This window comes from Muricoccus radiodurans (assembly GCF_050154705.1).
In the GTDB taxonomy this organism is placed as follows: domain Bacteria; phylum Pseudomonadota; class Alphaproteobacteria; order Acetobacterales; family Acetobacteraceae; genus Roseomonas; species Roseomonas radiodurans.
The window spans coordinates 697,703-719,071 of the sequence record NZ_CP189561.1 but is presented as its reverse complement, the minus strand read 5'-3'; the positions used below and the strand labels follow the sequence as shown (position 1 = coordinate 719,071).

Sequence of the window (21,369 nt, the reverse complement as noted above, 5' to 3'; positions counted from 1 at the left end):
TGGACGAGTTCGGCTCCGGCCGTCACCGCCCTCACCCTCTGCGCCTCTTCTGGCGGCCCGAACGCTGCGAATGCTCAGGGGGTCTCGGCTCGCGGCCGCAACACCAGCAGCGCTGCCAGGCTGATCGCTCCCACGGCCGCGAAGACCCAGAGCGCTCCGAGCCCGGCGCGCTCCAGGGCGAGGCCGAAGGCGAGCGGCGCGACCGCCTGGATCAGGCGCATCGGCGCGAGGATCATCCCCTGCCGCGCCCCGTAGCCACGCGGTCCGAAGAGCGCGAGCGGCAGCGTCCCGCGCACGATGGTGAGCAGCCCGTTCGCCGAGCCGTGGATCACGGCGAAGACGACCGGCCCCGCGCCGAGACCGAGCAGCGCCGCCGCGAGGGGATGTGCCGCCGCCGCCAGCCGGCCCGTGACCAGCGGGTGGACCTGGCCGAGGAGCCCGAACTCCACCAGCCGAGCGGCCACCTGCATCGGCCCCACGAGGCTGGCGGCGAGGAGCGCCCCGTCCGGTGAGGCGCCGGCCTGGGACAGCAGCCCCGGCAGGTGCGCCGCCATGGCCGAGGTGTTGAAGCCCGTTCCCGCCATGGCCAGGGCAAGCAGCGCCATCGCGCCCCAGCTCGCGGGAACCTCCCCCGCGCCGGGAGAGGCGGCGGCGGGGGCCGGGGGCGGCGCGGGCGGAACCGCCAGCAGATGGAGCGGCAGCGCGATCACGATCTGCGAGGCGGCCCAGCCCAGACAGGCACCGCGCCAGCCAAGGGCCTCCGTCATGAGCGTGGTCAGGGGCCACCCGATCGTGCTCGCGAATCCGGCCATGAGAGTCACGCCGGTGATAGCTCCCCGCGCGTCCCGCCCGTAGAGCCCGGTCAAGGTCGCAAAGGCAGGATCGTAGAGGCCGAGAGCCATGCCGAGCCCCAGCACTCCCCAGCCGAGGAAGAGCACCGAGGGCCATCCGGTGGGCGCGGCCGCCAGGATGACCAAGCCTGTCGCGAAGGCGAGGTTCGAGAGCGCCAGCACGCCCCGCCCGCCGCGCCGGTCGATGACCCGGCCCACGGCCGGCCCCAGGACGGCCGTCAGCAGCAGCGCCGCGGAGAAGGCGGCGAAGACCGCGCTGGGTGGGAGGCCGAAATCGCGTGCCATCGGCACCGCCACGATGGCCGGCAGGTAGTAGGAGGCCGCCCAGGCAAGCGTCTGGGTGACCCCGATCGCGCCGATCACGCGGCGCCGTCCGGCCATCGTACTCATCGGGCGGGGGTGGGAAGCTGGGGCACGCCCGCCATCAAGCGGCGGTGACGGGGTCCGTGCAATGCCCGGCCTTCCACAAGGACGTCCCGGACCTTCCACAAATCTGTCCCCGTCCTGTAAGCTGTCCGCAACATCGGGCCGGTAGCACGCGGCACCGTTCGGACAGGGGAGGCTACCTTTATGCGGCGACGTTCCATCATGGCCGGCGCGCTTGCGCTGGCCAGTCTTGCGCTGGGATGGGCTCCCGCCCGCGCGCAGCAGCCGGTGGAGATCCAGTTCTGGCACGGGCTCAGCCAGCCGAATGGCGGCCTGCTGGACGCGATCGCGGCCGACTTCAACGCGAGCCAGAACCGCTATCGCGTGGTGCCGACCTTCCGCGGCTCGTATACCGAGACGATGGTGTCCGCGATCGCTGCCTTCCGCGCCGGCACCGCGCCGCACATCGTCCAGATGTTCGAGGTCGGCACGGGCACGATGATGTCGGCCGGCCGGGCCATCAAGCCCGTGCACGAGCTTCTGTCCGAGACGGGCGTGCAGATCGACTTCAACGACATCCTCGCCCCCGTGCGCGGCTACTACAGCCTGCCGGACGGCCGGATGATGGCGATGCCCTTCAACTCCAGCACGGCCGTTGCCTGGTACAACAAGGACGCCTTCCGCCGCGCCGGGCTGAACCCGGACGAGTTCCCGGCCACCTGGCAGGGAGTCGAGCAGGCGGCACGGCGGCTGAAGGAATCGGGCCATGCCTGCCCGATGTCCACGGCTTGGCCGACCTGGCTGATGATCGAGCAGCTGAGCGCCATCCATAACGTGCCGCTCGCCACCCAGGCGAATGGGTTCGGCGGGCTGAACGCGGAACTGGCGATCAACAACCCGCTCGTCCGCCGCCATCTGAACAACCTGGTGACCTGGCAGCGCGACGGCCTGTTCCGCTACGGTGGCCGCGACACCGCCGGCGAGGCACTCTTCCCCTCGGGCGAGTGCGCGATCATGTTCACCTCGTCCGCCTTCCGGGGCCGGGTGGTGCGCGAGGCGCGGTTCGACTGGGGCACGGCCATGCTGCCCTATTATGACGACGTTCAGGGCGCGCCGCGGAACTCCATCATCGGCGGTGCCGCCTTCTGGGTGATGAACCGCGGCCCCAACGCCCCCCGCTCCGCCGAGGAGCTGCGCGGCGTGGCCGAGTTCTTCCGCTACATCGCCCGGCCGGAGGTCGCGGCGAAGTGGCACCAAGATACGGGCAACCTGCCGATCTCGCTGCGCGCCTACCAGTCGCTGCGCGATGCCGGCTACTACCGGGAGAACCCGGGCGCCGACGTGTCCATCGAGCAGCTTCTGCGCGGGGGCGGCCAGACGACGGAGAACACCCGCGGCATCCGCCTCGGCGGGCTGGTGGAAATCCGCAACATCATCCAGGAGGAGATGGAGCGAGCCTTCCAGGGCGGGCAGACCGCGGACCAGGCGCTGGTGAACGCGCAGACCCGCGGAAATCAGGTGCTCCGCAACTTCGAGCGCACGAACCGCGGGAACTAGGACGGGCATAAGGGGGCGGGATGCAACGTAAGGTCATCTTCCGCGGGCGGCTCCTGCCGCTCGCGCTTCTCGCCCCCCAGCTGGCCATCACCTTTATTTTCTTCTTCTGGCCGGCCGGCGTCGCGATCTACCAGTCCCTGCTGCGGGAGGACGCCTTCGGCTTCTCCCGCGAATTCGTGGGGCTGGAGAACTTCCACGACGTGCTCTCGGACCCGAGCTGGCTCGTCGCCGCCGGGAACAGCATTATCTTCTCCGGCTGCGTGGCAGGGCTGGCCCTCGGGCTCGCGCTGTTCCTCGCGGTCCAGGCCGACAAGTCCCTGCGGGGCGCGACGGTCTATCGCAGCCTGCTGATCTGGCCCTACGCCGTGGCGCCGGCGGTGGCCGCGGTGCTCTGGCTCTTCCTGTTCCACCCGCAGATCGGGCTGATCGGCCGGGCGCTGAACAGCATCGGCATCCCCTGGAACTACCAGCTGAACGGGACGCACGCGATGATCCTCGTGGTCATCGCCTCCGCCTGGAAGCAGCTGGCCTACAACTTCATCTTCTTCCTCGCGGGGCTTCAGTCCATCCCGGCGAGCGTGCTCGAGGCCGCCGCCATCGACGGGGCCCGCCCCGCGCGGCGATTCTGGACGGTGATCTTCCCCCTTCTCTCCCCCACCACCTTCTTCCTGCTGGTGGTGAACCTCACCTACGCCTTCTTCGAGACCTTCGGCGTCATCCACGCCCTGACTCAGGGCGGCCCGGGCAAGTCCACAGAGACGCTCATCTACAAGGTGTATGTGGACGGCGTGCAGAACCTGAACCTCGGCACGTCCTCGGCGCAGAGCGTCATCCTGATGATCCTCGTGATCGGGCTCACCGCGATCCAGTTCCGCGCGGTCGAGAAGAAGGTGCATTACTGATGGACGCTGCCGCGCCCCTCGCCGCGGCCCCGGTGCGCCCGGCCGATGACGCCCTGCTGCGCGCGACCCGCCGCCGGCGCCTGATCTCGCGCCTTCTGGCGCATGGCGCCCTTCTGCTGGGCGTGTTCGTCGTCGCCTTCCCGATCTGGGTGACGCTCGTCGGGTCCACCCATGACGCGGGCACGCTCGGCCGCGGCGACGTGCCGCTGCTGCCCGGTGCCCACACGGTGGAGAACTACGCGACCGCATGGAACGAGGGCGGCGGCCGGGTCCGCACCACGCCGGCTTCGGTGATGCTCCGGAACTCCCTCATCATGGCGGTGCTGATCGCGGTCGGGAAGATCCTGATCTCGATCCTCTCGGCCTACGCGGTCGTCTTCTTCCGCTTCCCCGGGCGGATGGCGGCGTTCTGGGCCATCTTCATCACCCTGATGCTGCCGGTGGAGGTGCGGATCATCCCAACCTTCCAGGTGATCGTGGACCTTCAGCTCGGTAACACCTGGGCCGGGCTGATCATCCCGCTCATCGCTTCCGCGACGGCGACGCTGCTTTTCCGCCAATTCTTCCTGACCATCCCGGACGAGTTCGTGGAGGCGGCGAAGATCGACGGGGCCGGCCCGCTGCGCTTCCTGAAGGACGTGGTGCTGCCGCTGTCCCTGACGAACATGGCGGCCCTCTTCGTCATCCTCTTCATCTATGGCTGGAACCAGTATCTCTGGCCCCTGCTCGTCATCAACGACCGCTCCATGGAGACCATCGTCGTCGGCATGACGAAGATGATCGGCCGCGGGGAGGCCCAGAACGAGTGGAATACCATCATGGCCACCGCCGTGATGGCCCTCCTGCCGCCTGTCGCCGTCGTGGTGCTGATGCAGCGCTGGTTCGTCCGCGGCCTGACCGAAACCGAGAAGTAAGACATGGCCACGCTCGACCTGCACGACGTCCGCAAGTCCTTCGGCGCCACCCACGTTCTGCACGGCATCGACCTGCGGGCGGAGGACGGGGAGCTGGTGGTGATCGTGGGCGCCTCCGGCTGCGGCAAGTCCACCCTTCTGCGGATCGTGGCCGGGCTGGAGACGCCGACATCCGGCCAGGTGGTCATCGCCGGCCGCGACGTGACGGGACTGGAACCGGCGGACCGCGACATCGCCATGGTGTTCCAGAACTACGCGCTCTACCCGCACATGACCGTCTTCGGGAACATGGCCTACGGCCTGAAGATCCGCGGCATGCCGAAGGCGGAGATCGAGCGGCGAGTCCAGGCCGCGGCCGACATCCTCGGCATCGGGCCTCTTCTCCAGCGCCGGCCGAAGCAGCTCTCGGGCGGGCAGCGGCAGCGCGTGGCCATGGGGCGCGCCATCGTGCGCGAGCCCGCGCTCTTCCTTTTCGACGAGCCGCTGTCCAACCTGGATGCGAAGCTGCGCGTGCAGATGCGGGCGGAGATCCGCCGCCTCCAGCGCCGACTGGGCGTGACCTCCCTCTTCGTCACGCATGACCAGGTGGAGGCGATGACGCTGGGCGACCGGTTGGTCGTGATGAATGCTGGCCGTGCCGTGCAGGTCGCGCCGCCGATGGAGATCTTCTCCCGCCCCGCGGACACCTATGTCGCCGGCTTCATCGGCAGTCCTTCCATGAACTTTCTGCCGGCCACGCTGGAGCCGGGCGGCACCGGGGCGCGGCTCGGCAGCGGTGCGGTGATCGGATTCCCGGACGGCCCCCGCCCGGGCGCGGCGGGGACCGCCCTCACCCTCGGCCTGAGGCCGGAGCACCTGGAGCCCGGTGACGGACCCGATTCGATCCCGCTCGCGGTGGAACTCATCGAGCCGCTCGGCTCCGAGACCGTCGTGCATGGCCGGTCCCCCGACAATCTCGCGGTGACCGCGCGCCTGCCCGGCGCCTTCTCCGGCAACGCCCTGTCCGTGCGACTGCCACCGGCGGCGCTGCACGTCTTCGACGCCGAGAGCGGCAAGCGGCTGAATCCCGCCGCCTGAGAGGCGGGGGCCCTTCCCGCTCCCGCGACACCCGGCTACCCCTCGAACCCGCATGAGCACTTCGACCGCACGCGGCCCGGAGGGCGGCTGGACCTTCCTTCTGGAGGAAGGGCACCGCCTTCGCCGCCAGGGCCTGCACGCCGCCGCCCTGTCCCACTACGCCGACGCCGCATCGCAGGCCCCCGCCGAAGCGGCGCCGCACCTGCATCGCGGGCACGCGCTCCGGCTGCTCGGCCGTGACGCGGAGGCGGAGCAGGCCTACGCGCTGGCCGCCGCGCTTGACCCGCTCGATCACGCTGCGGGCCGCGCGCGGGACGCGATGCACAGCGGCGGCCCCGTGCCGGACGTGCCAACCCCTGCGACGCCCGACCCGCCGGTCCTACCACCGCCTGCCCCCGCCCCCATCGCGCGGCCCCTGCCATCCGGCGCCGTGCCGTCCCACCGCCCGCGCATGGCGATGATGCGCGCCGGCGCGACGATGCCGTCCGGGGGCATGCGCCCCCTGGCTGCCAGCCCGGCGGCCCGGTCTGTCGCACCGGGCTCCGGCACCGAGATCGCCTTCGACATCAGCGACCTTCTTCTCCACTTCGACCACAGCCGCACCCCGACGGGCATCCAGCGCGTGCAGGCCGGGGTGGTGGGTGCCGCTTTGCGCCGGGGCGCGCCGGAGCACCGCTTCATCGCCTTCGACAGCGCTGCCTCGGCTTGGCGCGAGGTTCCGCGGGACGCCCTCGGCGATCTGCTCCGCCTCGCGAGCGCCAGCGGCGACCCTCTGGAGGACGAGTGGGTGGCCGCGCGCGATGGACTCCGCGCCTGCGTGGTGGCTGCACGCACAGCCCTGTTCCAGCCCGGCAGCGTGCTGACCAATCTCGGCAATTCCTGGGGCCTGCGCGACTACTTTCGCGCGCTGCGCACCGCCCAGCGGGCGGGCGGTGCGCTCTATATACCATTCCTGCACGACTGCGTGCCGCTGGTGATGCCGGAGCACTGCGTCCGTACCCTCGTCGAGGATTACGCCCGCTGGTTCGGCGGCATGGCGCTGCACGCGCACGCCGTGCTCTGCAACTCCGAGGCGACGCGCGCCGATGGGCGGCGCCACCTCGCGGCGCTTGCTCCGGATCTCGACATCCCCTTCGAGGTGGTCCGCCTTGACGCCGACCCACGCGGCACGGCGTCGCCGGACCGGGCGGCCCTCGCGGCGCTTGGCGGTCCCCGGCCGGGCGAGGCCTACGTCCTCTTCGTCGCGACAATCGAGAGCCGCAAGGATCACCTGACCGTTTTCCGCGCTTGGCTGAACCTCATCCGCCGCCACGGGGCGGGGCGCATTCCCCGGCTGATCTGCGTCGGCCATCGCGGCTGGCACGCGGAGGCCGCGCTCGGCCTGCTTGAGAACAGCCCAGAGCTGGCCGCCCGCGTCACGCTCATGCACGGCGTGCCCGATCCGGCGCTGGCCGCGCTCTACGAGGGCTGCCGCTTCACCGTCTACAACTCGCACCACGAGGGCTGGGGCCTGCCCGTCACGGAGAGCATCGCCTGGGGCAAGGTGCCAGTCGTGCCCCGCCACTCCGCGCTGCTGGAATCGGGCGGGGAGGCCGCGATCTTCGTGACGCCGGGCAGCGAGGCCGACCTCGCCGACACGGTGGAGCGCCTGATCCTCGACCCGGGTGCGCTGCCCGCGGCCGAAGCACGGCTGCGGGCCGGCCGGCGGCCGCGGAGCTGGGAGACGGTCGAGGCCGAGGTCATCGAGCACCTGGGAGAGGCTGCCCGCCGGCCGTCCCGGCCGCCGGAGGCCCGCGCCGGAATTCGCCCCGGCATCACCCTCCGGACCCGCCGGGAGACGACGCTGCATCCCTCCCTCGACCTCGCGGTCGCAGAGGCGGTGCGCGAGGGCGGCGGCTGGTACCCCCCCGAGGGTTGGGGCTGCTGGTCGCGCGGCGGCCTCGCCGCGCTGCGGTTACCGGTAGATGAATCGCTCGCTGGTCAGCGCGTGCGGGTCGCGCTGGAGCTGCGGCTGCCGGACGGGATCGGAGAAGTCGGCCTGCGGGTCGGCGCGGATGCGGCCGCCGGTGGCCGGATCGCAGCCGGCACCGCGGGCGACGTGGCCGTCGGCTTCGCGCTCGACCTGCCCGAGGAGGCGCGGGACGTCTCGGTGCAGATCGAGAGCGGCTCCGCCACGGTGCAGGGCGAATCCGGCGAGGTCGGTGTCGGCCTGCGCGGCGTCATGCTCTGCCGGGAGGACGATCTCGAATCCCGGCTGCTCTTTCTCGAGGCCCAGAGGCTGTCCGCCGGGCCCTGAGCGGGGTTCACCCCTTACTGACAATTCTGTGATCGATCGCCCAGGCCGATACCACCCAGGGTTGCTGGAGGGTTAACGGCTCTCCGCCGGACTTTGCGGCCCATGATCGCCGTTGCCCGACGTCCCCATCCTTTCACCGCGGATTTACGTCTGTCCGGCACCATCCTGCGCATGATCAGTCTCAACTCGCTCGCGGCCTTCACACAGGATGTGTCGAAGGCCTCCGGCATCGGCGCCCTGCGCCCCATCCGCGCCACGCCCTCGGGCGGGAGCAATGCCGCCTCGGCGGCTCCGCAGCGTCTGCTCGGCGCGGTCCCCCCGGCGCCGGCCGCCCCCCTTCCCCGCGGGTCGCTCCTCGACCTGCGGGTTTAGCGCCACACCTTCTCGGCTTTGCGGCGGTCACGTTCTGAGTCGCGGGCAGCGTTGCTCGCCGTAGAACCCTGATCCTCGAAGGAATCTTCGGCGGCGTGTCGATGCGACGATGGCGGCCCGCTCCCCGACCTGCTTGCAGCGACCCGGGCTGCCCGTCACCCTCCCGCCATGGGCGAGAACTTCGCGCGTGTTCGGCACGAGGGAGATGAGCGGGAGCGGCTGACCTGCCGCACCTGCGGCTACATCGCCTACGAGAACCCGAAGATCGTCGTCGGCTCGGTGATCGAGGTGCCGGACGGCGTTCTGCTCTGCCGCCGCGCCATCCAGCCGCGCGCGGGCTTCTGGACCCTCCCCGCCGGCTACATGGAGATGGGCGAGACGGTCGAGGAAGGCGCCCGGCGGGAGGCCCAAGAGGAGGCGCTCGCCGACATCGCGCTGGACGGCATCCTCGCCGTCTTCTCGATCGCGCGGCTCGGGCAGGTGCAGATCATCTTCCGCGCCCATCTCGCAAAGCCCGGCCACGGCGCCGGGCCCGAGAGTCTGGAGGTCCGCCCCTTTGCCTGGGACGCGATCCCCTGGGACGAGATCGCCTTTCCCTCGGTGCGCTGGGCGCTGAACGCCTGGCACGACGGGCTGGGGCATCCGGGGCCGCCGGTGCTCAACCCGCCGGAGGATCCTCGCGGGACCCGGCCCCTCCCGATTTCCCTCACGAATTCCCAGATCAGCGGCGGAGGCAGCGCGCTATGATCCACCTCGCCCTCACGGCCTTCCTTGCGGCGGCCGGTCCTGACCCAGGCCAGGCGATCCAACTCGCCCAACAGGCCGAGGGACCCACGGCCGCCCCGGCCCGTCCCGCGGTGCGCCGTCAGCGGCCCCGACGCCGCGCCATTACGCGAGCGCAGCCGCCGATCCAGCCGCTGCCCGCGCCCGCGGCGCCCGCGCCCGTGCCGCAGGCGGACCTCGCCCCGATGCCCGACCGCTCGATCGAGCCACCACGGGGCCCGCGCACGGCCGAGGGTCCGCGCCTGCGTCCCGACCTGATCGACCCGAGGTCCCTGCCGGACAGCCGCCGTCAATCAGTGGATGACTTCAACGACCGGCACGACCGCTTCGCGCGCAACCCGGCCGCGGGCGCCCGGCTGGACATCCCTTTCAGCTATTGACGGGGCGCCGGGCCGCGTTCCGGCCGAGCGCCGCCCGGGGCAGGAGGGCTACGAGGCGCGCTGGGCGCGGCCCGGCGTCCAGACGTCGTCCGGCTTCGACCATAGGGCGGCATCGCGCAGGCCGCGCGCCAGCCCTTCGGCCATGGCCGCCAGCAGCTTCTCGCCCTTCTCCGCCGTCGCGGCCCGCGGATCGCCGCGGACGCCCGTGACGGGCGCGCGCTCCGCGAAGGACCAGAAGCGCTGGTAGGCGCTGCCGCCCACGGACATGCCCTCGATCGGGTCGGGAATGCGGTCCCGGCGCACGGCGCCAGGCTCCAGCGCGAGCCAGAGGCTCGTCTCCGCCTCGCAGGCGTGCTGGGTGCCGGGCTGGGTGTCCAGGATCTTCGCGATCTCCGACGCGGCCGCGCCGTGGACGGTCGCGGTCACGACGGGGATGCCGAATTCCGCACCCATCTCGCGCGCGATGACCGCCAGCGGGTCGATGTTGCCGCCGTGGGAGTTCACCAGGAACAGCTTGCGGAAGCCGCCGGCCATGATGGACCGGGCTACGCAGTCCAGCACCGCCCGCATCGCCTTGAAGTCGAGGCTGATCGTCCCGCCGAAGGGCAGGTGGTGCTCGCTGATGCCCTGCCACATCGGCGGCAGCACGATCGCCGGCGCGTCCTGGGCCACCATCTCCGCCGCGCGGATGCAGGTGGCGTGGCCGATCAGGCTGTCCGTCCAGACCGGCAGATGCGGTCCGTGCTGCTCCAGCGCCGCCACAGGCAGCATGACCGTCGCGTCGCGCGCCGCCCACTCGTTGATCTCGGCGGCGGTCAGCCGCTCCCAGCGAACTTCGGTCATGGTTCCAGCCCCACCAGCGATCGTGCGTAGTCCCGCGCCTCGAAGGGGCGCAGGTCGGCAGCCGTCTCGCCCACGCCGACGGCGTGCACGGGAAGCCCGAACTCCTGCGCCAGCGCCACCACGACCCCGCCCTTGGCCGAGCCGTCGAGCTTCGTCACCACCAGCCCGGTGACGTCCACCATCTCCCGGAAGACCTTGCACTGCTGCACGGCGTTCTGGCCGGTGGTGGCGTCCAGCACGAGCAGCACCGCGTGCGGCACCTCCGGATCCAGGCGGCGGAGGACGCGCACGACCTTGCGAAGCTCCTCCATCAGCCCGGCCTTGTTGTGCAGGCGCCCGGCCGTATCGATCAGGAGGATGTCCACGCCCTCCGCCCGCGCGCGCTCCAGCGCCTCGTAGGCCAGGCCGGCGGCGTCGGCGCCCTCCTTCGCGGGGGCGACGACGGTGCTGCCCGTGCGCTCGCCCCAGATCTGGAGCTGCTCCACGGCGGCGGCGCGGAAGGTGTCCCCCGCGGCCATCATCACGGAGCGCCCCTCCGCCCGCCAACCCTGCGCCAGCTTCGCGATCGTGGTCGTCTTGCCCGTCCCGTTCACCCCGACGACGAGCACGACATAGGGCTTCTTGCCCAGGTCGGGCCGCAGCGGCTGGGCGACCGGGCCGAGGATGGCCGCGATCTCGTCGGCCAGCGCGGCCTTGATCTCGTCCTCGCCCACCTCCTTCCCGAAGCGGGTGCGACGGAACGACCCGACGATCCGCTGCGCCGCCGGCAGCCCGAGATCGGCGGTGATGAGCGTCTCCTCAAGCTCCTCCAGCGCCTCGTCGTCGAGACGGCGCTTCTTGAAGAGGCTCGTCAGATTTTCGGTCAGACGCGCCGTGGAGCGCGCCAGGCCGGCCTTCAGCCGGGAGAAGAAACCGCCCGGCCGCCCCTCATCCGGTGCGGGAGCCTCGGGCGCCGCCGGACCTGATGCTGGGGGCAGCGCCGCCGGAGTGGCAGGAACGGGGCTAACCGGCGCGGGCGGGGGCGGTCCTTCCGGGACGGGCGCTCTCGCCTCGACGGGCGGGGCCTCGACCGGAGGCGGTGCGGCGGGCGGGTCTCCCACCGGGCCGGGATCCGGAGACGGTGGGTCCGGCGCGGGTGGCTCGACCGGCGGCGGGGCGGATGGCGCCGGCGGCTCCTGAACCGGCGGGGGCTCCGGCTCCGGCGTGGTGGGGCGGCCGGTCAGGCGACCCCAGAGATCCCTCAGTGCCATGCTGTCACGCCATCCCGTCAGGGGTCATCGCCGTCCGGGCCGCCGCGCTCGGCGCCGTCACGCCGGGTAGGCTTCCAGGTCGAGCATGCCGGTGAAGGCGGTGGCGGTCGGGCCCGACATCAGGACGTGCCCGTCCTGCTCCCAGACGATCCGCAGGTCGCCGCCGGGAAGCGACACCGTGGCCTCGTGACCCGTCAGTCCCCGCCGGGCCGCGTTCACCACCGCCGCGCAGGCCGCCGATCCGCAGGCCAGGGTCAGGCCCGCCGACCGTTCCCAGACGACCAGCCGGATATGGTCGGGCGCCAGGACCTGCGCGAAGCCGATGTTGGCGCGGTCCGGGAAGATCGGATCGTGCTCCAGCGCCGGACCCGCGACGGCAGGGTCCACCGCGGAAAGATCGTCCAGAAAGAAGGTCGCGTGCGGGTTTCCCATGGAGCAGGCGGCGGGGTCCCGTGCCAATCCATGGGCGATGGGGAGGTGAAGCGTGTCGGCCACACCCGCCAGCGGCACGTCCGCCCAGCCCAGGCGGGCGGGACCCATATCCACCCGTACCGTACCGTCCGCGAGCCGCTCGGAAGGAAGATCCCCGGCTATGGTGCGGACCGTCGTGCGGGGCGAATCCAGCTCCTCCATGACCAGCCCCGCCACGCAGCGGGTGGCGTTGCCGCAGGCACCGGCCTCCGTGCCGTCAGGGTTGCGGATGCGCATGAAGACGTCGGCCCCGTCGCGAGACGGCTCTAGGACGATGAACTGGTCGCAGCCGATGCCGCGCCGGCGGTCGGCGATGGCAGCGGCGCGGGCCGGCGTGACCGGCAGCGGCGAGTCACGGGCGTCGAGTACGACGAAGTCGTTGCCCAGCCCGTGCATCTTGCGGAAGGGAACCATCATGACGCGCCCGATATAGGCCGCGACCCGTCCCGCCGGAAGGCGCGCCACCCGGAGCGGCGCCGGCCGGCCAGACCCGGCGGCCGTCGCGCCCGGGCCGTTCCTAGCTGCCCGACGGAGTCGGGGTGGGTATGGCGTCCCGCGTCTCGCCCGGCATCAACGCGTCCAGAAGGTCGGGCGGGACGGTGTCGAAGCGCAGGCCGGCCTCGGCGAAGAGCCGGGTCGAGATGTGGCCCCGCCGGTCCCATTCCGACCGCGTCCCGTGCCGGGGCGCCGCGGCCACCACGCGCCGGATGCCCGCCTGGATCGATAGGACGGCGCAGTGGTTGCAAACGGGCTTTCCCACGACATAAAGCGTGCAACCCCGTGCATCGCGCCCGGCGAAGAGCAGCGCGGACTGCTCCGCATGGACCATCATGTCGAGCTTCGTCGGCTTGTCCGACAGCCGGTCCACGTCATCCTCGATGCGCGTGGGAAAGCCGTTGAAGCCGGTCGCCACCAGCCGGTTCTGTTCCGGAGCGACGATCACCGCCCCGACCCGCCCCCGCGGGTCCTTCGACCAGGCGCGGATATGGGCCGCCAGCCCGAGGTAGCGGCGGTCCCATTTGTCCAGCGCGGGCGGGCTGCTCTGGTCGTCCGGCATGTCGCCGGAATCTTGCCGCGCCGGCGCGCCGCGGGGAAGCCGGTCGGCGGCCTACTCCCGCGCGCGGACCACCGTCACGCTGCAGGGCGCCCGTGCCGCCACCTCGCCCGAGACGGAGCCGAGCACCGTCCGCATCACCGAGTTCGCCCGCGCGCCCATGACGATGTGGTCTACCCCGTTCGCCTCCGCGTACTCGATCAGCGCCGAGGCGGCCGAGGCGGCCTCGAGCACGTGGAAGGTGATCCGCCCCTCCTGCAGCCCGAGGGCCGCGGCCCAGTGTCGCAGCTCCACCAAGCGTTGGACGTGCTGGCTGCGTCCGCTCTCGTCCAGCGGGGCGTCTCCACCAATCAGCCCCTGCAGCAGTACGTTCAGGCAGGCCACCCGGGCGCCGGGCATCACCTTCAGCACGTTGCCCACGGAGTTCCGCAGCGCCTCGGCGAGGGGGCGGGACTGGTCCGTCAGGTCGATCGCCACGGCCACGATCGGGGCCGCGTGGGCGGAGGCGGCGGGACGCCCCTTCAGCGGCGTCGTGTCCCGGTTGAAGCGGCGATGCAGGACGGTGGTCAGCCGGTCCCGGTGCGTCCGCGTCGCGCGCGCCGTCAGCCGCACGGCCACCGGGTTCCGCAGGTCGAAGGCGAGTTGGGAGGCTGTCGCGTGGCGGTTCGCGGGGTCGACCTCCAGACAGCGCAGGATCACCTCCTGCATCCAGGGCGGGATCTCCGGACGGAGACGGCGGGGCGGGTGGGGGTCTCGCCACAGCCGACTCTTCACGGCGGAGAGGTGCTGCGGGTCACCGAAGGGCAGGACCCCCGTCGCGAACTGGTAAAGCAGGACGCCCAGGGCGAAGAGGTCGCTCCGCGGCTCGCTCCGCTGCCCCATGGCCTGCTCCGGCGCCATGTAGGGGGCGGTGCCGTAGGGTATCCGGAACTCCTCCTCGATCAGGTCCGGCAGGCGGCCGTGATGCGCGAGGCCGAAATCGACCAGCACCGCCTCCCCGGTCTCCCGGAAGAGGATATTCGCCGGCTTCACGTCGAGGTGGGACACGCGCTGCCTGTGGAGATCGGACAAGGCGACCGCGACCTTCGCCCCGATCGCGGCCACCTCCTCCACCGGCAGCGGCAGTTCGCGAAGCCGCGGCAGGAGCGAGGGGCCGGCGATCCGCTCCATGACGAGATAGGGCTGCTGCTCGAAGCCCGCGGCGGCCACGAATCGCGGCACGTGCGGCCCGCGCAGGCGCGGCAGGATCATCTGCTCCATCTCGAAGGAGACGATGTGCGCGGCGTCCCCGCTCTCCTCGAGCAACGGCAGTTTCATCAGCAGGGGAAGGTCGTGGTCGGGATGCGTGGCCTCATAGAGGGACGACATGCCGCCCTCCCGAAGGGGCAGGCCAAGGGCGAAGCCGTCCACCACGTCGCCGGTCCGGGGGCGGCGGTGCGGCACGGCTATTTCCCTGCCAAAAGGCGACCGGCCAGGCTCTCGGGCAGGCCGGCGCGGCGGATCTTGGCGGCCGCGGACTCCACATCATAGGGCACGCGTGCCCAGCTCAGCTCCCCTTTCACGGGGTCGAGCAGCCCGTAGCACGCGGTCGGGTCGCCATCCCTCGGCTGCCCCACCGACCCCATGACCGCCACCCAGCGCCGGGGGCGCGTGAGCGGCACCGGCGCCTCGGCGGTCGGCGTGAAGGCGGAGACCTTATCCGTCACCGTCAGACCGAAGAGCTGCGGGACATGGGTGTGGCCGCAGATCGTGACCCGCGCGGGCGTGCCGGCGAGGGAGCGGCGCACGTCGTCCACGGATCGGAGATAGCGCCATTCCCCCGGTGCCGAGGCGTCGGCATGGACATAGAGACGGTCCTCCTCCGCGTGCTCCAGCGGCAGGGATTTCAGGAAGGTCGCGGCATCGGGGGAGAGTTGTTGGCGGGTCCAGGTCATCGCTTCCGCCGCCCGGCCCATCAGGCCGGAGTTGCGGCGGAACACCGCCTGGTCGTGGTTTCCGAGCAGAGCGATGGCCCCATGCGCGATCCGGTCCATCACCGTCCGCAGCACCCAGGCCGGGTCCGCCCCGTAACCGACATAGTCGCCGAGGAAGACGAGGCGCGTGGCCCCTGCCCGGTCCGCGTGGTCGAGGCAGGCGGAGAGCGCCTCGCGGTTTCCGTGGATGTCGGCGAGGAGAGCGATCACGGCCTGCGTCCCCCTGTCCCGTCCGGGCGGATGAAGGGTCGGGATAACGCGCCGGAAGGCCGTTGGTATCGGGGCGGCTCAGAGATCCCGCGCCACCCTGAACCCATAGTCGTTGCACCGGAAGTCCACGCCGTTCCGGTTCCGCGAGGCCGACCGCATCTGCCGCGGCACGTCCATCCACGACCCGCCGCGCAGCACGCGCCGGCCGCAATCCCCCTTCAGCCAGGCCGAGCCATCGCCCGGCGCGCCAAGGTAGAACTCGTTCCAGCAGTCCTCGACCCACTCCCACATGTTGCCGAGCATGTCGTGCAGGCCGAAGGCGTTCGGCGGAAAGGAGCCCACCGGGACCGTGCACTCCCCACCCAGGTCGCAGCCCTCATGCAGGCCGTGGGCGCGGCCCGGGCCGAAGTCGTGGCCCCAGGGATAGGGCGTCTCCGTGCCGGCCCGTGCCGCGTACTCCCACTCCGCCTCGCTGGGCAGGCGGTAGGGCCGGCCGGTCCGGTCCCGGAGCCAGGCGAGGTAGGCCTGCGTATCGTTCCAGGACAGGTTGACCGCGGGGCGGTTGCCACGGCCCCAACCCTCATCTGGTGGGCGGTAACGTCCGGTGGCCTCGGCGAAGAGGTCCCATTCCGCGAAGGTCACCGGCGTCCGGCCGAGAGCGAAGGGACGCGCGATCCGGACGATCCGCGTCGGACATTCGGAGTCCTCGTGTCCGTCCTCCTCGTCCGGCGATCCCATCCGGAAGGCGCCCGGCGGAATGGGCAGCATGTCCGGCCATCCCTCCCCGTCACGGAATGGCCGCCTGGCAGGGATCATGGCCCGGTCTCCCTATCTTCTGCGCCGCCGGAGGCGCTGGCCCGGCCAAAGGTAGGAAGATCGGCTCTCTCGTCGCCAGTCTGGGGCCAGCCACGGCCGGGGCATGGGCCGCTTGCCCGCCGCCCCCGCCTCCCCTATACGCCGCCTCTCCACGCGTCCCGGGCCAGGTTTGGGCTGCCCGGCCGTGGTCCCTGGCCCCCGCCGCATGGTGCGGCCCGCCACGCCGGCAACGGTGGGGCGGCGCAAGGTGGGGCCGGCTCCGTCCCGACGAAAGAGGAGGACCGAAATGCCCAAGATGAAGACGACGTCTTCAGCCAAGAAGCGCTTCAAGATCACCGCCACGGGCAAGGTGCTCGCCGGCGCCGGCTTCAAGCGCCACATGCTCGGGCACAAGAGCCCGAAGATGAAGCGCCAGAACCGCGGCACCTTCGCGCTGACCGACATGGACGCGAAGACCGTGATGCAGTGGCTGCCCTACGGGCTGCCCCGGTAAGGGATAGGGAGACGCAACCATGGCTCGTGTAAAGCGCGGCGTCACCGCCCACGCCCGTCACAAGAAGGTCCTCAAGCTCGCCAAGGGCTATGTCGGCCGGTCCTCCACCGCCTACCGCCCCGCGCTCGAGCGGGTCGAGAAGGCGCTGCAGTACGCCTACCGCGACCGCCGCAACAAGAAGCGCGACTTCCGCGGCCTGTGGATCCAGCGCATCAACGCCGCCTGCCGCGAGAACGGGATCGTCTACTCCCGCTTCATCGCCGGCCTGAAGGCCGCGGGGATCGAGCTGGACCGCAAGGTGCTCGCCACCATCGCCTATGACGACGCCACGTCGTTTACGAGCCTTGTCGAGAAGGCCAAGGCGTCCCTCCCGGCCCAGGCCACCGCCTGAACCGGGCGCCCTGCCGGAAGGCAGGGCATACAGCTGAATGAACGCCAAGGGCCGCTTCCGCCGGGACATCTCCCGGTGGCGCGGCCCTTGGTCTATCAGGCCCACGCCAGAATCACGGACGGTCCGGGAATGCCCGACGATCTCGACATGCTGCGCGCCGACATCGAGGCCGCGATGGCCGGCGCCGACGACCTGCGCGCGCTGGATGCCGTTCGGGTCGCCGCGCTCGGCAAGAGCGGCCAGGTGACCGCGCTTCTCAAGGGCCTCGGTGCCCTGGCGCCGGAGGAGCGCCGCGCCCGCGGCGCCGCGGTGAACGAGCTGAAGGCCGGCATCGAGCGCGCGCTGGAGAACCGCCGCGTGATGCTGGAGGCATTCGCCCTCGACGCACGCCTCGCGGCGGAGCGGCTGGACGTGTCCCTCCCCCCTCGCCCATTCGCACCCATGGGGCCGGAGGCCGGCAGCATCCACCCGATCTCCCGTACGATGGAGGAGCTGATCGCCCTCTTCGGCGCGATGGGCTTCACCGTGGCCGAGGGCCCGGACATCGAGGGCGACTGGCACAACTTCACCGCCCTCAACATCCCGGAACACCACCCTGCCCGGCAGGACCACGACACGTTTTATCTGCCCGCGCAGGAGGGTGGCCGCCGCCCCGTGCTGCGCACCCACACCAGCCCCGTGCAGATCCGCACCATGCTCAGCCAGGAGCCGCCGATCCGCGTCATCGTCCCCGGCCGCACCTGGCGCGCGGACCACGACGCCACGCACTCCCCGATGTTCCATCAGGTGGAGGGGCTGGTCATCGGCCGCGACATCACGATGGGCCATCTGAAGGGCTGCCTGATCGACTTCCTGCGCGCCTTCTTCGGCATCGCCGACCTGCCCGTGCGCTTCCGCAGCTCCTACTTCCCCTTCACCGAGCCTTCGATGGAGGTCGACATCGGCTGGAGCCGGAAGACCGGCGACCTCGGCGCCGGGGGCGACTGGCTGGAGATCCTGGGCAGCGGCATGGTGCACCCGAAGGTGCTGGCGAATTGCGGGCTGGACCCGCGGGTGTGGCAAGGCTTTGCCTTCGGCATGGGCATCGAGCGGATCACCATGCTGAAGCACGGCATCCCCGACCTGCGCCCCTTCTACGAGGCGGACCTCCGCTGGCTGCGTCACTACGCGACCAGCCCGCTCTCTCCCTTCACCCTGCACGACGCCCCGTGAGCCCCAGAGTGAGCCCCCGATGAAGTTCACCCTCTCCTGGCTGCGCGACCACCTGGACACGGACGCGTCGCTCGACCGCATCCTCTCCACCCTGAACACGATCGGGCTGGAGGTGGAGGGCGTGGAGGACCGCGCCGCCGCCCTCGCCCCCTTCCGCATCGCCTATGTGGTGGAGGCTGTGCAGCACCCGAACGCGGACCGCCTGCGCGCGCTGAAGGTGGACATCGGCGACGGCACGATCCGCTCCGTCGTCTGCGGCGCGCCGAACGCGCGGACGGGCATGAAAGCCGTCGCGGCCCTGCCCGGGAGCCACATCCCCGGCACCGGCATCACGTTGAAAGCGGGCGAGATCCGCGGCGTGAAGTCGGAGGCGATGCTCCTCTCCTCCCGCGAGATGGGCCTCGGCGACGACCACAGCGGCATCGTGGACCTGCCGGAGGACGCGCCGGTCGGCGCCTCGTATGTGGACTGGGCCGGCATGGCCGATCCGGTGATTGAGATCAGTGTCACCCCGAACCGCGGCGACGCATTGGCCGTGCGCGGCGTGGCGCGCGACCTCGCCGCCGCGGGCCTCGGCACGTTGAAGCCCTGGCGATGGGCGCCGGAGCCGGTCGCGACGGCCTATCCCTCCCCGCTCCGCTGGGAGATCGCCGATCCCCGGGCCTGTATCCATGTCCTCGGCCGCGCGGTGCGGGGCGTGACGAACGGCCCCTCCCCCAAATGGCTGCACGACCGGCTCACGGCGATCGGCCTGCGCCCGATCAATGCGCTGGTGGATGTCACAAACTACTTCACCTTCGACCTCGGCCGCCCCCTGCACGTCTTCGATGTGTCCAAGGTTCACGGCACGACCCTGACCATGCGCATGGGCCAGGAAGGCGACGAATACCTGGCGCTGAACGGCAAGACCTACCGCCCGACCGGCGAGGACGTCGTCATCGCCGATGGCCAGGGCGTGGAGAGCCTCGCCGCCATCGTCGGCGGCGAATCTTCGGGCTGCGACGAGAACACGCGCGAGGTCTTCGTGGAGTGCGCGCTCTTCGATCCCGTGCGGATCGCCCTCACGGGCCGCCGCCACGGGGTCCACAGCGACGCCCGCGCCCGCAACGAGCGCGGCCTGGACCCCGCCATCATGCCCGGCGCGCTGGAGGCCGCGACGCGCATGATCCAGGAGCTCTGCGGCGGCGAGGCGAGCACCGTGTCCGAGGCCGGCGCGGCGCCGGCCTGGCGCCGCAGCGCCACGCTGCGCTTCGAGCGGATCGCGGGCCTCGGCGGTTCCGCCATCACGCCGGACCGCGCCGTCGCCTCGCTCGAAGCGCTGGGCTTCGAGACGGAGTCGCGGGACGCGGCCTCCGTCACCGTGGCCGTCCCGTCCTGGCGGAACGACGTGGCCTCTTCCCGCTCCGGCTACCGCGCCGGCGGGACGGAGCTGGTCCAGGGCCCCGGCATCCCCGCCGAGCGCGCCCTGGCCGCCGCCGAGGGCGCCGAGGCGGTGGAGGCCGAGTGCGACCTGCTGGAGGAGGTGCTGCGCCTGGACGGGCTGGACGCCATCCCGCCCGTGTCCCTTCCGGCCGCGACCCGGCTTCCCCTGCCCTCGCTCACGCCCAAGCAGTCCCGCTCGACCCTGGCCCGCCGCATCCTGGCCTCCCGCGGGCTGATGGAGGCGGTCACCTTCGGCTTCACCGCCCTGGGCACCGCCGCCCTGTTCGGCGAGACCCCGGCCGCCCTGCGTCTTGAGAACCCGATCGCGGCCGACCTCGACCAGATGCGCCCAACCCCGGTCGCGACTTTGGCCCTGGCTGCCGCCCGCAACGCCGCCCGCGGTCTGCCGGATGGCGCCCTCTTCGAGGTCGGCCCCGGATACGCCGATCCGACGCCGGACGGGCAGGTCGCGATAGCGGCCGGGCTGCGCCTCGGCGCCACGCCGCGCCACCCGCTCTCGCCGACACGTCCGGTGGACGCGCTGGACGCCAAGGGTGACGCGCTGGCCGTTCTCCTCGCGCTGGGCGTGGCGCCGGCCGCGCTGTCGGTCACGACGGACGCGCCGGGCTACTACCACCCCGGCCGGTCCGGAATCCTGCGCTCCGGCCCGAAGCTGCCGCTCGCGCGTTTCGGGGAACTGCACCCGCGAGTCCTGGCGGCCCTGGACATCACCGGCCCCGCCGTCGCTTTCGAGGTGCTGCTGGACAATATCCCCGAGCCGAAGCGCCGGAAGAAGGCAGCCCCGAACCTCCCGACCTTCCAGCCCGTCCGCCGCGACTTCGCTTTCCTCGTGGACGCGGCGACCCCGGCGGAGAAGCTGGTCCGGGCCGTCCAAGGCGCCGACCGCAACCTGATCACGGAGGTCTCCCTCTTCGACCGCTACGCCGGGGACAAGCTGCCGGAGGGCAAGGTGAGCCTCGCCCTGGAGGTTGTCTTCCAGCCCAGGGAGCGCACCATGACCGACGCCGAGATCGAGGCCGCCTCCCGCAAGGTGGCGGAGGCCGTGGCCAAGGCGACGGGAGGGGTGCTGCGTGGCTAAGAAGGACACGAAGGCGGACAGGGCCGAGAAGCCGCAGGAGCCGCCGCCCGCGCCGGCCGCCCCGCGCCCCTTCCGCTATCCCGTCCCGGAATTGAGCACGCTGCCCGAGGACATCCGCGCCCGGATCCTCGCCGTGCAGGAGAAGGCGGGGTTCGTCCCGAACGTCTTCCTTCTCCTCGCCCGCCGGCCGGAGGAGTTCCGCGCCTTCGTCGCCTACCACGACACGCTGATGGACAAGCGGGAGGGCCTGACCCTCGCGGAGCGGGAGATGATCGTGGTCGCGGTCTCCGCCGCCCATTCTTGCCAGTACTGTGTCGTCGCCCACGGCGCGATCCTGCGGGTCCGGGCCAAGGACCCAGCGATCGCGGACCTGGTCGCGACCAACTACCGCAAGGCGAACCTGCCGCCACGCCAGCGCGTCATGCTGGACTACGCGCTGAAGGTCGCGACCCAGTCCCACCTGGTCGGCCCGGAGGACCATGAGGCCGTCGCGGCCGCCGGCTTCACCGAGGACGAGGCCTGGGACATCGCCGCGATCGCGGCCTTCTTCTCGATGTCGAACCGCCTCGCGAACGCCACGGACCTCCGGCCGAACCCGGAGTTCCACATGCTCGGACGTCGGTGACGGGCGCGGTCT

Annotated in this window: 21 protein-coding genes; 13 read left to right on the top strand and 8 right to left on the bottom strand. The window is 71.7% G+C overall.

Going from position 1 to position 21,369, the window contains the following annotated elements; genetic code table 11:
* Positions 1–74: 74 nt before the first annotated feature.
* Positions 75–1,232, bottom strand: coding sequence for an MFS transporter (locus tag ACP6CK_RS03570; protein WP_426957393.1), 1,158 nt, complete (start codon positions 1,230–1,232; stop codon positions 75–77).
* A gap of 189 nt (positions 1,233–1,421) precedes the next feature.
* On the opposite strand from ACP6CK_RS03570, the gene ugpB reads away from it, so the two are divergent.
* The 8 genes from ugpB (at position 1,422) to ACP6CK_RS03530 (ending at position 9,498) form a co-directional block, all read left to right on the top strand.
* A complete protein-coding gene (gene ugpB / locus ACP6CK_RS03565) occupies positions 1,422–2,774 on the top strand; it encodes a sn-glycerol-3-phosphate ABC transporter substrate-binding protein UgpB (protein ID WP_426957392.1) in 1,353 nt (450 codons plus the stop codon).
* A gap of 20 nt (positions 2,775–2,794) precedes the next feature.
* A complete protein-coding gene (gene ugpA, locus ACP6CK_RS03560; protein WP_426957391.1) occupies positions 2,795–3,676 on the top strand; it encodes a sn-glycerol-3-phosphate ABC transporter permease UgpA in 882 nt (293 codons plus the stop codon).
* Positions 3,676–4,590: a sn-glycerol-3-phosphate ABC transporter permease UgpE gene (gene ugpE / locus ACP6CK_RS03555; protein ID WP_426957390.1), complete on the top strand. Its 915-nt coding sequence runs from the start codon at positions 3,676–3,678 to the stop codon at positions 4,588–4,590. The genes ugpA and ugpE overlap by 1 nt, the downstream gene beginning before the upstream one ends.
* Before the next feature lie 3 nt (positions 4,591–4,593).
* Entirely contained in the window at positions 4,594–5,667 is a 1,074-nt protein-coding gene (gene ugpC, locus ACP6CK_RS03550; protein ID WP_426957389.1) for a sn-glycerol-3-phosphate ABC transporter ATP-binding protein UgpC, read from the top strand.
* A 52-nt stretch (positions 5,668–5,719) separates the two neighbouring features.
* A complete protein-coding gene (locus ACP6CK_RS03545) occupies positions 5,720–7,963 on the top strand; it encodes a glycosyltransferase (protein WP_426957388.1) in 2,244 nt (747 codons plus the stop codon).
* A 102-nt stretch (positions 7,964–8,065) separates the two neighbouring features.
* Positions 8,066–8,335 (top strand): hypothetical protein, encoded by a 270-nt coding sequence (locus tag ACP6CK_RS03540; protein WP_426957387.1) that lies wholly within the window; start codon positions 8,066–8,068, stop codon positions 8,333–8,335.
* A gap of 168 nt (positions 8,336–8,503) precedes the next feature.
* Positions 8,504–9,082 (top strand): NUDIX domain-containing protein, encoded by a 579-nt coding sequence (locus ACP6CK_RS03535; protein ID WP_426957386.1) that lies wholly within the window; start codon positions 8,504–8,506, stop codon positions 9,080–9,082.
* Entirely contained in the window at positions 9,079–9,498 is a 420-nt protein-coding gene (locus ACP6CK_RS03530) for a hypothetical protein (protein ID WP_426957385.1), read from the top strand. The genes ACP6CK_RS03535 and ACP6CK_RS03530 overlap by 4 nt, the downstream gene beginning before the upstream one ends.
* Positions 9,499–9,546: 48 nt before the next feature.
* Here the strand turns inward: ACP6CK_RS03530 and ACP6CK_RS03525 are convergent, their stop codons facing one another.
* The 7 genes from ACP6CK_RS03525 to ACP6CK_RS03495 all read right to left on the bottom strand — a co-directional run bounded on the left by ACP6CK_RS03525 (position 9,547) and on the right by ACP6CK_RS03495 (position 16,067).
* Positions 9,547–10,341, bottom strand: a complete 795-nt coding sequence (locus tag ACP6CK_RS03525; RefSeq protein WP_426957384.1) for a creatininase family protein — start codon at positions 10,339–10,341, stop codon at positions 9,547–9,549.
* Entirely contained in the window at positions 10,338–11,240 is a 903-nt protein-coding gene (ftsY, locus tag ACP6CK_RS03520) for a signal recognition particle-docking protein FtsY (RefSeq protein ID WP_426959854.1), read from the bottom strand. Before ftsY ends, ACP6CK_RS03525 begins: the two co-directional genes overlap by 4 nt.
* A gap of 408 nt (positions 11,241–11,648) precedes the next feature.
* Positions 11,649–12,479, bottom strand: coding sequence for a diaminopimelate epimerase (gene dapF, locus ACP6CK_RS03515; RefSeq protein WP_426959853.1), 831 nt, complete (start codon positions 12,477–12,479; stop codon positions 11,649–11,651).
* Positions 12,480–12,579: 100 nt separating this feature from the next.
* Positions 12,580–13,119 (bottom strand): deoxycytidylate deaminase, encoded by a 540-nt coding sequence (locus ACP6CK_RS03510; RefSeq protein WP_426957383.1) that lies wholly within the window; start codon positions 13,117–13,119, stop codon positions 12,580–12,582.
* A gap of 51 nt (positions 13,120–13,170) precedes the next feature.
* Positions 13,171–14,559, bottom strand: a complete 1,389-nt coding sequence (locus ACP6CK_RS03505; protein WP_426957382.1) for a serine/threonine protein kinase — start codon at positions 14,557–14,559, stop codon at positions 13,171–13,173.
* Between the two features lie 2 nt (positions 14,560–14,561).
* On the bottom strand, positions 14,562–15,299 hold the full coding sequence (locus ACP6CK_RS03500) for a metallophosphoesterase family protein (protein ID WP_426957381.1): 738 nt from the start codon (positions 15,297–15,299) through the stop codon (positions 14,562–14,564).
* A gap of 78 nt (positions 15,300–15,377) precedes the next feature.
* The gene (locus ACP6CK_RS03495) at positions 15,378–16,067 is read right to left on the bottom strand and encodes a formylglycine-generating enzyme family protein (protein ID WP_426957380.1); all 690 of its coding nucleotides are present in this window, start codon (positions 16,065–16,067) and stop codon (positions 15,378–15,380) included.
* Between the two features lie 334 nt (positions 16,068–16,401).
* Between ACP6CK_RS03495 and rpmI the strand changes: the two genes are divergently transcribed.
* The 5 genes from rpmI to ACP6CK_RS03470 all read left to right on the top strand — a co-directional run bounded on the left by rpmI (position 16,402) and on the right by ACP6CK_RS03470 (position 21,357).
* A complete protein-coding gene (gene rpmI / locus ACP6CK_RS03490) occupies positions 16,402–16,608 on the top strand; it encodes a 50S ribosomal protein L35 (protein ID WP_426957379.1) in 207 nt (68 codons plus the stop codon).
* A gap of 19 nt (positions 16,609–16,627) precedes the next feature.
* Complete coding sequence (rplT, locus tag ACP6CK_RS03485) at positions 16,628–16,999, top strand: 50S ribosomal protein L20 (protein ID WP_426957378.1); 372 nt, start codon at positions 16,628–16,630, stop codon at positions 16,997–16,999.
* Between the two features lie 129 nt (positions 17,000–17,128).
* Positions 17,129–18,211, top strand: a complete 1,083-nt coding sequence (gene pheS / locus ACP6CK_RS03480) for a phenylalanine--tRNA ligase subunit alpha (RefSeq protein WP_426957377.1) — start codon at positions 17,129–17,131, stop codon at positions 18,209–18,211.
* A 19-nt stretch (positions 18,212–18,230) separates the two neighbouring features.
* Positions 18,231–20,732, top strand: a complete 2,502-nt coding sequence (gene pheT, locus ACP6CK_RS03475; protein ID WP_426957376.1) for a phenylalanine--tRNA ligase subunit beta — start codon at positions 18,231–18,233, stop codon at positions 20,730–20,732.
* A complete protein-coding gene (locus ACP6CK_RS03470) occupies positions 20,725–21,357 on the top strand; it encodes a peroxidase-related enzyme (RefSeq protein ID WP_426957375.1) in 633 nt (210 codons plus the stop codon). The genes pheT and ACP6CK_RS03470 overlap by 8 nt, the downstream gene beginning before the upstream one ends.
* Positions 21,358–21,369 lie beyond the last annotated feature (12 nt).